The sequence below is a fragment of the Muribaculum sp. An289 genome (genome assembly GCF_002159555.1).
GTDB classification, from domain to species: Bacteria; Bacteroidota; Bacteroidia; order Bacteroidales; family UBA932; genus Merdivivens; species Merdivivens faecigallinarum.
The window spans coordinates 167272-180228 of sequence record NZ_NFIV01000006.1; the positions used below are offsets into that span (position 1 = coordinate 167272).

Consider the following 12957-nt stretch of genomic DNA (forward strand, 5'->3'; position numbering starts at 1 on the left):
TTCTGAAAAATCTTTATTTGTCTTTTGATAGTCAATTGCTTCCGAAATGGACCCTGATTTTCAGGTAAAACGCCCTTCCGGCTTTCTGAAGGCTGAAATTGTCATAAAGCTTTTCGTCGGTAAAGTTCCTGCATTCGAAAGAAATGTTGTAACGACCGTCGCTGATGCTGTAAGTCAGGGAAATATTGTGCGAAAACTGGGTAGGGACATAGTTTTTGGAGTCCTTGTGCCCGATGTTTTCCCAATAAAGCGGGAACTCGTGCTGCCAGAAATTGTCGTAACTTACCGTCAGCGTATTTCCTTTCGCGAAGAGGTCGTTCCAATAAAAATTGGCATCGAAGCCGGCGTATCTGTAAGGGATATTCGGCAGCCGGACCTTGTAGTGCATGCTTTCCTGAAGCGAACCGCCGGTCCATGTCTTTTCGAAATCCCGCGTGTCGATATCGTTGTACGTGACCCCGGCATCGAACCATTTGGAATAAGAATATCTCAGGGAGATGTTGTAGCCCATTGTGCGGACATGCCCGTGGTTCTCGTAGATGCCGAACTGGGTGCTTCCGTGCTTGCCGAGCCCGCGTTTTATGTAGTCCTTGGTATTGCGGAAGATGAAACTTCCTTCGGCATAGATGCGGTGCCCTCCTTCGAAATCGTGACCGTAACTCAGGTTGAGGTTCACGTTGTCGCTTTTTTCGGGTCTCAAGTCCGTTTTCCCGGCTTCGAGGTCTTCGTCTCCGAAGAGTTCATCCGTCGTAGGCAGCCTGTATGCCTTTTCGTATGAAAGTTTTATCTGGAACCCCCTCAGCGGGATGTACGTCCCGGCGATGCCGTATCCGAACGAATCGGTAGTCCGCTCCATGCTTATGTAGTCTCCAACCCCGTCGGAACTTTGGGACACCGGCCCCTGGTTGTATTGGTTGTAGTATTTTCCGAAAACCGACACGTTCCATTTCCGCGAGAGTGCAAGGCGGTAGGAGAGTCCCGTGATGTTTTTCCGGGTCACTTTCGGGATGTCGAAGGCCGTAAGGACCGATGAAGTGCCTATGTATGAGCGACTTTTGCGCCGGAAGTCGCTGGTTATATGGTTGAAGGTGAAGGTGTGGGCCTTGCCGAGACGGTAATTGATGTTTACCGAAGCGTTGATATTGGTGTTTTTCGATTCGCTGTTCTGGTAAGACTGTTCCCCTTTCGTGTCCTTGATATAATATTCCCCGTACCAGTTGTAGTATCTTGCGGAAGTATCGATGTTCCTTGTAATGTTATAATTAAAATTGGCCGCAACGGTGACGTCGAGTCCTTTGACGAAAAGGTTGCGTTTGACGTATTCGAGCGATGGGGAGACCGACCAGCCTTTGCGGTGTTTCTGTCCGAAAACAATCTCTTGATATACTCCGGTCTGTATGTCTTTGTAAAAATTGGAATACGAAACCCCGAAGATGAGCCTGTCGGCCCAGTCTTTCCCGGCTACTCCGAGTTTTGCCATCACGACTTCGTTGTGGAAGGTGTCATGGAAACGCCTTACATGTTTTATGTCGTTTTTGTCCACTGGGAGCTTGTGTACGTTCCCGTTTTCGTCCGTTTCGAATTCCCTTACCCAGTTGTCGATATAGTAGCTGTTGTCGGAATAATTCTGGAAGGCGTTGACTTCGTATGTAAAACCGTTTTCGAGAGTCTGGCCGAAATTCACGTATGACTTGTGCGTGTTGAACGACCCGTAGGAATACGAGGCGTCCACATGCCATTTCGGCCTAGCCTTGTCGGTTACGATGTTGATTACTCCTCCGATTGCATCCGTTCCGAAGGATACCGGAACCACCCCTTTGTACACCTCTATACGTTCCGCGAAATTTACCGGTATGTTGTTGATGTCGAATGCAGTTCCGGCACCTTCCTGAGGCACTCCGTCGATGAAGACTTTTACGTGTTTCCCGCTGAATCCGTCCAGCATCAGCTGCATGTCCGAGCCTACTCCCCCTGATTCGCGCAGCTTCATGCCCGGCAGCCTTGTGAGGGCGTCCCCGAGGTTTTTCGCGGAATTCCTGAGGCCTTTGGTCTCGACTGCCACGGCGTTGAATGCGGAACGTTTTACCCTTCCGATGGCATTTCCGGTGACTACGGATGCTTCGAGGCGGGTGGCTTCGTGTCTGAGCCTTACATTGTGTTTCAATGCTTCTCCCTCCGGGATGTCTACTGTCTGTTCATACTTTTCAAATCCCAGAGCGGAGACAATCAAGGTATATTCGCCGGCAGGGGCTTCAAGCCTGTAATGGCCGTGCCTGTCGGTGTAACAGTTGTATTCCGTGCCTTTAAGCAGTACCGTGGCGTAGTCGATGATTTCGCCTTCCGTGGAAGATATTTTTCCGAATATGGAGCCGGGTTGCGCCTTTGCCGTGAAAATGCCTGTCAATATCAGGACGGACACTGCGGCGAGTCGTCGTAATCCGTAAAATGTCATATCTGTGTTTTTTGCGTTTTCGCCCGCAAAGTAACAGACTTCCCGTTTCCCGCACAATCACCATTTTTGGTGAAAATCCACCGTTCCGGTAGCCGGATTTTGGGAAAATGGCTTAAAAAAATGCTTTGTCTGTATTTTTTTCACGGATTCAACGGATTTGCAAAGCCGTTTTGAAATTTGTTCGATAGTCATCCCTGCATACGACATGGCCAGGACGTTTTTTTTCATTGTCGTCGAGAAATGTCTGGGGTTTTTCCGTCCAATACTCCGTGTCGGGGTTGTATTTCCATGCAGCATGGGTTGTGTCCGGTTTGTTTTTACTGGCATTTGCCGTAAGGCTTGTTGTAGTATTGTCGTGCGGGGAAGCCAGGACTTTGGCAGTGCGGGATGGCGGAGGGGACGGACTTGTTTTTCCAGCCGTCTTATTGCTTTTCGCAGTCGAGTTTCACCGTACCGGAAGGGCGGATGCGGCCATGATTGCCCTGGTTGTTTTTGTTCTGGCGTTTTGCGCTTCGCTTTTCCTGATGTTTCGCGGCGTAAGTGAAAAGTAAAAAGAAAGAACTTTTGAAAAATTTTAAACAGCTTCAAAGAAGCTTCTAAAAATTCGAAAGAAATTTTGCGGGTAATAAAAATATGTTTACCTTTGCAGTCCCGTTCGGAAAACGAAGGGGAATAAGGTTGGATTCGTTAGCTCAGTTGGTAGAGCACAACACTTTTAATGTTGGGGTCCTGGGTTCGAGCCCCAGACGGATCACAAGACGGCGTTTGCCGGACATGCTTCCTTAGCTCAGTTGGCTAGAGCATCTGACTCTTAATCAGAGGGTCCTGGGTTCGAGCCCCAGAGGAAGTACTTCAAAAAGCACTTGCAGCGATGTTGCAGGTGCTTTTTGTTTTCGGGCAGCCATAGCACGGGCGGGCAGGGGCAAGGAGTGGGAAACAGGAGCGGGAAATGTGAACCGAACCTACTTGAAGCGAGTAAATTATTTACAAATATCTAATTATCAATTATTTAGAAAAACGCAACTCGCTTTCAACCATGTCCTCATACCCCTCAAAAACGAGCTTAATTTTGATAAATTATTGATTGTTAATGATTTAACAAAATGTAACTCGCTCCAAACTTTCGTTTTCTGGCGATCAGGGAAACAACATCTTTGCCGAGGGACTGGCGGGCGAATCGGATTTTACCGGCATATTTTTCACCCCACAGCCATCCGGTTCCTTCTGAAATGATTGATAATCAGTAATTTACAAAAACACAAGCTGTCTTTGGGTGCCTCAGAAAGTACCCAAGCGCAGATGTGATTTTTATAAACTGCTTATTATCAACACTTTACAAGAACACAGGCTGGCTGTGGGGTAGAAAAAGTTGATTTTGTCCGGTCACGGGCGAGAAATGAGGCCACGGAAGTTTCCGACCGGAATTATCCGCTGGTCCCTTATTCTTTTTGACAAGCCGGAGATTGAACAGAAGGAAATGGGGCGCGGCGGTCCATTAACGCAAAATAAAAGCGGTCCGCAAAATAACGGGCCGCTTCAATTTAACCGTTTGATTCACTATTCGATATCTATCGTATGGATAGAGTTTTCGGGTTTCTCTTCTTCTTTCTTAGGCAATACTATGGTAAGCACGCCGTGTTCCATTTTTGCGGAAATGCCTTTCTTGTCGACGTTGTCAGGCAATACCAGGCTCTGCTGGAACCTGCTGTAAGAGAACTCCCTTCTAAGGTATTTTCCTTCTTTCTTCTTGCCTTCCCCTTCCTTGTTCTCGTATTTTTTCTCCATTTCAATTGTCAGTTCGTCATCGTTGGCGATATTGATTTTGAAATCGGATTTGGTGAGACCCGGGGCGGCGACTTCTACCGTAAAGTCCTTTTCGTTTTCTATGATGTTTACGGCAGGTGAAGTGCTGTTCAACCTTGCTACATTGTTACTCATGAAGTCATCGTCGAATATGTCATTGAATATAGACGGTAACCAATACTGATTTCTTCTAACGAGTGCCATAATTATATCCTCCAAATTTTAAATTCAACTTTTATTCTCTGAACCCGACCTTCATCGGATTCGACGTATGTTTTGTCAAAGGATGTGCCAGCGGAAAAATCGTTGTAAAAACGGCCCTGTTTGCGCCAAAAAGTCATTAATACGACAATTTTTCACCCGAAAAGTGACAAATTTTCTTAAAAAGGCTTAAAAATTTTGGTGTTTCATTAAAAACCTCTATATTTGCAGTCGCAAAAGCGAGTTTTATAAAGGTTTATATTACAATCCTCATTAGCTCAGTTGGTTAGAGCATCTGACTGTTAATCAGAGGGTCCTAGGTTCAAGTCCTAGATGAGGAGCAGAAATCCGCTCGTAAGAGCGGATTTCTTTTTTTTTGTTTCTTGCAAAATAGGTTTATTTTTTTTAATTTTACAACCGATAACTTCTATAAACAACTTAAAACTCGATGCAATGAAACATTTCTTTTATTTTACGGCAGCCGCCGTCGCTTTTCTGGTAATCAACGGATGTGAGCAAATCCCCCCCCCCCCAAGCCTGTTTTTGAGCCTGTATCTTCTGAGGATATGACAGTTCCGTGCTCCGGCGGTATTTTTTCAGTGGCATACGAAATCGTCAATCCATCGGAAAACGGGGATGTATTGGCGCATACCGAAGCTGATTGGATCACGGATTTCGATTATTCAGTTTTCGGCGAGGTGAAATTCCTGGTTGAAGAGAATATCGGGAAAGACAAGCGCGAAAGCGTGATATTTCTGGAATATGAATATTCAGAAGGCGAATCTTTGGAGTTCGGTGTCAAAATTGTTCAGGAGGCGGCAGGGGATCTTCCTCCGGAGCCGGACGACGATCCTTTTACGATAGAAGTTTATGAAATAGGTGCGACTTCCGCCAAAGTGAAAACCACGCCGCTCGACATGGAGCTTACCTATACGTCCCAGTTGATGACCAAGGCTGATTTCGAATATCAGGTAGGAGATGTGGATAATGCGCAGCAGTGGCTGAGGGAGACCTTCGAATACATGGCGTACAGTTATGGTATGACTTTCTATGATTTTATGAAGGCTTTCCTGATAAGCGGTGTCGAGGATTATCCTTATACGGGATTGCTTCCCGAAACCGAACATATCGTTTTTGCCGTGGGGCTTGACTATGAGTGTAATTTCACTACCGAATTTTATATAGGTGCGAATTTTTTTACGATGGAGTTTACCCTTACCGACTTGTCGTTTACCATGGATGTAGTTCCGGAAGCAAGGACCGCTTTCGTTGTTACGACTCCTTCCGACATGACCGCCAATTATGTAGTCTTTCCGATTATGCAGTCCGACTGTGCAGGATTGTCAGACGAGGATATCATCCAAAGTATAATCGATGCATATTCCATGTTCATAGAGGTATATGTGGTTTATGGGATAAACGAGAGGAATTTTACCGGATTAGAGCCTGACACGGATTATTATGCATTGGCTTTCGGTTTTGAGCCGAGTGCTTTCATGTATACTTCGAATCTCCACAAAGAACCTTTCACTACATTGAATACGGGTGACCCGACCAAGGTTACTTTCGACATATCTGCCGACAGGATAAGTGCTTATTTTGCAGATATTACCGTAAAACCTTCGGACGCGTCGGTGTTTTATCTTTACAATGTCATCCAGAAATCTCTTTATGAGTCTTATGGCGGAGACAAGGACGCTCTGCAACGGTATTCGGATGAGCTCATAGATGAATTATACCAAGATTATGTGGGCTATGGATATACTTGGGAAGAAATTGTGGAACAATTTTATGTTGCAGGCGAAACGACTTTTACTGCTGAATGCCTTGTCCCGGAAACGGAATATTATGTTTGGGCGGCCACATGTGATGAACAGGGTGTATTCTTATCGGAACCGGCTCTCGTACCGTTTGTTACAGAGCAACATGTACCTTCCGACGCGTATGTTCCAGGCATAGTGGACGAGTATTTCGATGGTTATGAAATAGCCGAATACAATCCTCTTTATGGCGGATATCAGGGCATGGTTGTCGTTCCGATCGTATATGAGCCTAACGATTCGGCTGTAGATTGGTGCGTGTCCGTTTTCCAAGGAGACGTAGTCGCCATGTATGGCGAAGATGATGTGTTCTTATCCACATTGGAAAGCTCGCAGTGGGGGCAGAACATTGTGGGCATACCTACTTTCGCATTAATGTACGATCAGCCGTATACTGTAACTACTATTGCAGTGGATGAGGATGGAAATTACGGTGAGATGTATCATCAGGTATACACAATGACAAAAGATGGAGTGGCTCCGCCTGAAAATGTTGATTATTATTTTAATCAGTTCATGCCGTATTCAGGATATCCGGAGGAGTTAAAACGCGTGATGCCGAAGATAATGTGCCATAAGGAGGATAAGCCTGACTGCGTAGCGGATACGTCCGAATCTTTGGATATGGGAGAATTGCCTCCGATCGGCAAAGATTCGTCTGGAAAGATAATTAAAGCTGATTTGTTTTGATTGCGAATAATGACTAATTTTGCAAGAGCATTGTATTTCTAATTCACGCACGGATGGACGTACTTCTTTTATCCCGTATGATTAAGGAGCTTGTGCTCGAAAACGACAGGGTTTCGCTTCCGGGACTCGGAGTTTTCGTCTGTGAGTATGTCCCTGCTTCATTTTCCGATAAGGGTTTTGTCATAAACCCTCCTTACAAGAGGATATATTTCAGGAGCAAGAAGGAAGATGACGGGCTTCTCGTTTCCTTTTATGCAGGGAAGAACGGGGTGGATAAGGACGTTGCGGAAAAATTTGTCGAGGATGCGGTTTCGGACATAAGGCAGGAGCTTGAGTCGAAACGTTCCGTGGAATTTCCCGAGTTGGGGAAGTTGCGCTCGACAAAGGAAAATACTCTGTTTTTCGTGGCCGACCAGGATTTGGATATTTACCCCGACGGTTTCGGGTTGGTTTCGGTATCGTTGAAGAGCAGCGAGAGCGAAGACATTCCGGAATCTGTTCCGGTAACACCAGCGGTGCCAGTAGCATCGGCGACACCAGTGACTCCGGAGGTTCCGGCGGCACCAGCGGTGCCAGTAGCCCCAGCGGCTCCAGCAGTATCGGAGACCGTGGAGACCCCAGTAACAGCGGCGACCCCGGAAGCCCCAGCGATTCCGGAAAGCGGGAAAAAGAAGGCCCCTGCATGGAAATGGGGGCTGGCGATTTCGGGTATAGTAGTTCTTGCGTTGGTGTTGTTCGCGATATCGGCCAGAATCTTTCCCGACAGTGGCTTTATAAACGGGCTTCTGTACTCGGAAGAGGAAATCGAGATATTGAAATGGGCGGGACTTTTATGATCCCGCCCTGTTTCTTGTGTTTTTTGTCGTGCGGTTGACCGATTAGGCCGTACCGTTTGTTCGCTAACCTATTTCGGAACCGTTGTCCAGGACTTCTTCCGGAGTTATGAATCTCATTTTTCCATCGGGCTGGCGTGCCATCAGTATCATTCCCTTGGATTCGATTCCTTTTATTTTACGCGGAAGCAGGTTCGCGAGGACACAGATTTGCCTGCCGATCATCTGTTCCGGAGTGTAGTATTCCGCTATTCCGGATACGATTGTGCGCCTGTCGATGCCCGTATCTATGGTAAGTTTCAGAAGTTTGTCGGTCTTAGGAACTCTTTCGGCCTCCAGTACCGTGGCCGTGCGGATATCCATTTTCCCGAAATCGTCGAAGGTGCAGCTTTCCTTTTGTGGGGATACTGCCGGGCCGGCGGACTGTTTGGCAGCCAAGGCGGCACGTTCATTGGCCTTTTTTGCTTCCTCCAGTTTGTCCAGCTGTTTTTGTATGGCATCGTCTTCTATCTTTGCAAACAGAAGTTCCGGAGCCGACAACTGATGGCCGGCCGGAAGCAGGTCGCTCTCTCCGAGCCTGTCCCAGTACAATAATATGCGGCCGTCATTGCCGTTGGTGTCTCCGGTGGCCGAATCGGCAGGAATAGCCGGAACGGCAGGAATGGCAGGCACTCTGTCGAAATTGTCATCGGAAGTATGTTCGCCGTAATTGTTTATGTCGGCGTTGAGCATTTTTCTCAATTTGCGGCAGCTGTCCGGGAGGAACGGCTCGAAGGCTATGGCGAGGTCGGCGCATATCTGCAACGATACGTTGAGTATCGAAGCCGTCCTGTCCATGTCTGTCTTGGCCGTTTTCCAAGGTTCGGTATCGGAAATGTATTTGTTTCCGAGCCGTGCTATTTCCATGGCCCCTTTGAGGGCTTCGCGGAACTTGAAGTTTTCTATGCTTTCTTCGATGTTCTTCTTTATAAGAGGAATCTGCGACAGGGTTTCTGTGTCAACAGGCGCCGGTGAAAGGTTTTCAGGCACCTTCCCTCCGAAATATTTGTGCGAGAGCACTATCGCCCTGTTTACGAAGTTGCCGAATATCGCGACAAGTTCGCTGTTGTTGTGGGCCTGGAAATCCTTCCATGTAAAATCGTTGTCCTTCGTTTCCGGCAGATTGGAACAGAGGACATACCTGAGGACGTCCTGCTGGCCAGGAAAATCCTGAAGGTACTCGTGCAGCCATACGGCATGGTTGCGCGAGGTGGACAGTTTCTCGCCTTCGAGGTTGAGGAACTCGTTTGCAGGCACGTTGTCCGGGAGGATGAACTCCCCGTATGCCTTGAGCATGGACGGGAAGACTATGCAATGGAATACGATGTTGTCCTTGCCTATGAAATGGATCATCCTCGTGTCCTTGCTCTTCCACCATTTCTCCCATGTGCGCGGGAGGAGCTCTATGGTATTGGAAATATAGCCGATAGGGGCATCGAACCATACGTAAAGTACTTTGCCCTCGGCCCCTTCCACGGGTACGGGAACTCCCCAGTCGAGGTCGCGGCTTACCGCCCTCGGCTGCAATCCTCCGTCAAGCCAGGACTTGCATTGGCCGTACACGTTAGGCTTCCATTCCTTGTGTTCTTCGAGAATCCATTCTTTCAGCCATCCTTCATATTGGTCCAAAGGAAGATACCAGTGTTTGGTCTTTTTCTTTACAGGCTCGCTTCCGCTTATAGCCGAGTGCGGATTTATGAGCTCTTCAGGGCTGAGGGTGCTTCCGCACTTCTCGCACTGGTCGCCGTAGGCTCCTTCATTGCCGCATTTCGGGCAGGTTCCCACAATGTATCTGTCGGCAAGGAATGTTTTCGCTTCCGGGTCGTAGTATTGCTCGCTTTCCTTTACGATGAACTTCCCTTCGTCATAAAGTTTTCTGAAAAAATCCGCCGCGAAGCGGTGGTGGGTAGGGGAGCTCGTCCTTGAATATATGTCGAAATCGATTCCGAGCCCGGAAAACGAATCCTTTATCATTTTATGGTATTTGTCCACGATGTCCTGAGGAGAACAGCCTTCCTTTTTCGCCTTTATCGTTATTGGCACGCCGTGTTCATCGGAACCGCAGACAAAAAGCACTTTTTCACCGCGCATTCGCAAGTACCTTACATAAATGTCGGCCGGAACATAGACTCCGGCGAGATGTCCGATGTGAAGGGGCCCGTTGGCGTAAGGCAGGGCGCATGTTACGAGTGTGCGTTTGAAATTCTTTTCCATAAAACAATTTTATTAGAATATGTTTATAAAACATGCAAAATTAACGAAAAAAAGCGGAAAGGACGTGCGTGTGCGCATTTTTATCCTTTGCTTTTGGCCTTTTTGTCAAGGCAAAGCTCCGGATGCCTGTCGGATGACCGGCTCAGGATGCACGAGATAGCTATGGCGCACAATGCCAGGGCGATGAAAAAATATTCGGCCATTGCCGGCTCGGCTGTGTTTTCGATGATTTTCCCGACAATGATGGGGGTGAAGAAAAGTCCGATGTTCTGTATCCAGTAAACCAATGAAAATGCAGTCCCGAGTTTGCTCTCGGGGATGATTTTCGGAAGCGAAGGCCACATGGCCGCCGGAACAAGGGAATATCCGAGTCCGAGAATCGAGATTGCAATGAAGCCGAATGCCGGGATTCCCGGGGCGAATGCCACCATCAGGTGGGACAGCAGAATCATTGCAGAACCGAGTATCATGATTTTCGTCCCTTTGCCTACCATGTCCACGACCGCTCCGAACAGCGGGGCGAATACAAGGGTGAAGAATGGTATCATGGCGACCATCAGGGAAGCGATGTCGCTTTCTATCCCGAACCGGGGGATGAGTATGGCCGTGGCGAATTTCCGGAAGGATATTACGCAGCAGTAAAATGTCACGCAGAGCAGGGAAATCAGTATGAAATGCCGGTTGCCGATTATTTTCCAGACATCGGAAAAACGGAATCTGTCCTCGGTGCCGCCGTTTTTTTCTTCCGCAGCCGGTCCTTTGTCCTGCTGCCCTTTGCCCGGTCCTTTGCCCGGTCCTTTGCGCCCTGTCCGGTAGTCGATGGCTATGAACAATGCCCACAGTATCAGTCCGGTCATTATCAGTATCAGCCCGAGATGTGCCGGTCTGGATGTTTCTGAAAACGGGATGTAGCCTTCAAGGTTTACGATTCTCGGCACAGTGACGAGGGCGGCCGCCGTACCGAGCCTTGCCAGTGCGAGCTGAAGCCCCATGGCGAATGCCATTTCCCTGCCTTTGAACCATTTGGCAATAGACCTGTTTACGGCTACCCCGGCTATTTCGCTGCCGAGGCCGAATATCGCGCAGCCGGCGTATGCCAAAGCGAGCGAAGGTTTCTCGAAAAGTCCGGAAAGCCATCCGGCGAAACGGCTTGCCGCAAAGGAGCCGGATATCGAATATGTTATCAGTGCCGCCCCGCAGACCATTAGGCCTACGAAAATGGAGCCCGTTATCCTGACACCCCACTTGTCGAGGAGCATCCCGCAGACAATCAGGCCTCCGAAGATGCAGAGCAGCGAATATGCGCTTCTGAAAAATCCGTAATCCGCAATGGACCAGCCGAGGGCCACGTTACCGGGATTTTCGAACTCCTGGCTTATCGTGGAAAAGATGTCATCGAAAAAATACGATGCGAACATCGGAAGCGAAAGGGATACGAGCACAATCCATCTCAGATTGCCCGTATCCCTGAAAAATTCCGATATTTTCTTTCCCATCAGGAAAATCCCTATTCTTCCTGTTTCTTGGCTACGTTAGGAAGCTCAAGCCCGTATTTCTTCTTGCGGTCTTCCCTCTTGAGCCAGAAACTGAAGAGGAAGGCGAGCACTCCGAATGAAGAGAATATGAGCATAGGTGCGAGGTATCCTCCGGTGGACTGCAATACTTTTCCAATCAGCAGTGGAACTAAGCACAGGCCGATGTTCTGCACCCAGAATATCAGGCAGTATGCGCTTCCGAGTATCTTTTCGTCTATGATTTTAGGAACGCTCGGCCAGAGTGCGGCGGGAACGAGCGAAAAGCTTACGCCGAGTATCGCTATCAGTGTTACCGCGAACCATTTCTGAGGGTATAGCGGCAGTACGAATGCGAAGCACAGATGGCATGCGAACATTATGATTGCCCCGAGCATGAGCATGGTGGCTCCCTTTCCTTTACGGTCGAGGAAGATTCCGAGCAGCGGGGTGAGGCACATAGCCAGTATAGGGAAGAAACTGAACAGCTGGGAAGCCGTGCCGTTGTCGACTCCGAGGGTCACTTCAAGATAATTAGGAGCGTATCTCTGGAACGGGAATATCGCAGAATAGTAGAGCACGCACAGAAGCGCCACCAGCCAGAACATCTTGCTTGAAAATATCTTTCCGAGGTCCTTGATGTGGAACTCGTCTTCAGGCGATTTTTCGGCCGTCTCCATACCTGCCGCAATGAGCTGTTTGTCGAATTTGGAATCCATTACGGAGAATACGATGAAATTAATCAGGCCGATGAGGAGGAGCACTGTGCAGAAAGCCACCGGAGCCACTACCGACTGGTCGAACTTGTCGGAGATTATAGGGGCCAGCCACATTACGGCGAAGACTCCGAGACGGGCTATTGCCATTTCCAGTCCCATCGCCAGGGCCATTTCCTTGCCCTTGAACCATTTTGCTATCGATTTCGACACAGTCGTCCCTGCCATTTCGCAGCCGCAGCCGAAAATCATGAAACCGAGGGATGCCATTTTCGCGCTACCAGGCATCGATGTCCACCAGCTGTCGAGCCAGCCGCAGAAAGCCGTCGCCTGGAACCATTCGCTGATGCCCACGAACTTGATTCCCGCTCCTATTACCATGAGCGAAGCGGACAGGAGTCCGGTGAACCGTATTCCCATCTTGTCCAGGATGATTCCGGCCAGGATGAGGAAACCGCATACGTTCAGTATGTATTCGGATGCGGCGTATGTCCCGAAAGTGCCGCTGTCCCAACCGCGGGCGGTCTCGATTATGGATTTGAGAGGGGACATGACGTCCACGAACATGTAGGCGAAAAACATCATCAGAGCGATGAGAAGCAATGCTGCCCAGCGTGCTGCCGCACTGTCATTGAGCATTCTGGAAATCTTTTCTTGCATTATGTAAAATTTTTAATT

8 protein-coding genes and 3 tRNA genes are annotated in these 12957 nt (G+C 48.5%); 5 read left to right on the top strand and 6 right to left on the bottom strand.

Annotated elements, in window-relative coordinates; translation table 11 throughout:
- Nucleotides 1-31: 31 nt before the first annotated feature.
- Both B5F83_RS06715 and B5F83_RS10555 read right to left on the bottom strand, forming a co-directional pair.
- Nucleotides 32-2452, bottom strand: coding sequence for a TonB-dependent receptor (locus tag B5F83_RS06715; RefSeq protein WP_087278985.1), 2421 nt, complete (start codon nucleotides 2450-2452; stop codon nucleotides 32-34).
- Nucleotides 2453-2509: 57 nt separating this feature from the next.
- Nucleotides 2510-3040 (bottom strand): hypothetical protein, encoded by a 531-nt coding sequence (locus tag B5F83_RS10555; RefSeq protein ID WP_143822484.1) that lies wholly within the window; start codon nucleotides 3038-3040, stop codon nucleotides 2510-2512.
- A gap of 93 nt (nucleotides 3041-3133) precedes the next feature.
- On the opposite strand from B5F83_RS10555, the gene B5F83_RS06725 reads away from it, so the two are divergent.
- Both B5F83_RS06725 and B5F83_RS06730 read left to right on the top strand, forming a co-directional pair.
- Nucleotides 3134-3206 (top strand) — tRNA-Lys (locus tag B5F83_RS06725).
- A gap of 22 nt (nucleotides 3207-3228) precedes the next feature.
- A tRNA-Lys gene (locus B5F83_RS06730) sits at nucleotides 3229-3302 on the top strand.
- Nucleotides 3303-4009: 707 nt separating this feature from the next.
- Here B5F83_RS06730 and B5F83_RS06735 read toward each other — a convergent pair.
- Entirely contained in the window at nucleotides 4010-4459 is a 450-nt protein-coding gene (locus B5F83_RS06735) for an Hsp20/alpha crystallin family protein (RefSeq protein WP_087278800.1), read from the bottom strand.
- Nucleotides 4460-4723: 264 nt separating this feature from the next.
- On the opposite strand from B5F83_RS06735, the gene B5F83_RS06740 reads away from it, so the two are divergent.
- From B5F83_RS06740 to B5F83_RS06750, 3 genes are all read left to right on the top strand, one after another.
- Nucleotides 4724-4797: transfer RNA gene (locus tag B5F83_RS06740), tRNA-Asn, on the top strand.
- Nucleotides 4798-5022: 225 nt separating this feature from the next.
- The gene (locus tag B5F83_RS06745; protein WP_087278797.1) at nucleotides 5023-6966 is read left to right on the top strand and encodes a hypothetical protein; all 1944 of its coding nucleotides are present in this window, start codon (nucleotides 5023-5025) and stop codon (nucleotides 6964-6966) included.
- A 53-nt stretch (nucleotides 6967-7019) separates the two neighbouring features.
- On the top strand, nucleotides 7020-7802 hold the full coding sequence (locus tag B5F83_RS06750) for a hypothetical protein (RefSeq protein WP_087278794.1): 783 nt from the start codon (nucleotides 7020-7022) through the stop codon (nucleotides 7800-7802).
- Nucleotides 7803-7865: 63 nt separating this feature from the next.
- Here B5F83_RS06750 and metG read toward each other — a convergent pair whose 3' ends face one another.
- The 3 genes from metG to B5F83_RS06765 form a co-directional block, all read right to left on the bottom strand.
- The gene (gene metG, locus B5F83_RS06755) at nucleotides 7866-10052 is read right to left on the bottom strand and encodes a methionine--tRNA ligase (RefSeq protein ID WP_087278791.1); all 2187 of its coding nucleotides are present in this window, start codon (nucleotides 10050-10052) and stop codon (nucleotides 7866-7868) included.
- Nucleotides 10053-10132: 80 nt separating this feature from the next.
- A complete protein-coding gene (locus tag B5F83_RS06760; protein WP_087278788.1) occupies nucleotides 10133-11548 on the bottom strand; it encodes an MFS transporter in 1416 nt (471 codons plus the stop codon).
- Between the two features lie 11 nt (nucleotides 11549-11559).
- Entirely contained in the window at nucleotides 11560-12939 is a 1380-nt protein-coding gene (locus B5F83_RS06765; RefSeq protein WP_204207343.1) for an MFS transporter, read from the bottom strand.
- Nucleotides 12940-12957 lie beyond the last annotated feature (18 nt).

Bases quoted from the DNA above. Each gene is read 5' to 3' on its own strand.
- B5F83_RS06735 (WP_087278800.1), bottom strand. From the start codon at position 4,459: ATGGCACTCGTTAGAAGAAATCAGTATTGGTTACCGTCTATATTCAAT.
- metG (WP_087278791.1), bottom strand. From the start codon at position 10,052: ATGGAAAAGAATTTCAAACGCACACTCGTAACATGCGCCCTGCCTTAC.
- B5F83_RS06765 (WP_204207343.1), bottom strand. From the start codon at position 12,939: ATGCAAGAAAAGATTTCCAGAATGCTCAATGACAGTGCGGCAGCACGC.
- B5F83_RS06715 (WP_087278985.1), bottom strand. From the start codon at position 2,452: ATGACATTTTACGGATTACGACGACTCGCCGCAGTGTCCGTCCTGATA.
- B5F83_RS06745 (WP_087278797.1), top strand. From the start codon at position 5,023: ATGACAGTTCCGTGCTCCGGCGGTATTTTTTCAGTGGCATACGAAATC.
- B5F83_RS06750 (WP_087278794.1), top strand. From the start codon at position 7,020: ATGGACGTACTTCTTTTATCCCGTATGATTAAGGAGCTTGTGCTCGAA.
- B5F83_RS06760 (WP_087278788.1), bottom strand. From the start codon at position 11,548: ATGGGAAAGAAAATATCGGAATTTTTCAGGGATACGGGCAATCTGAGA.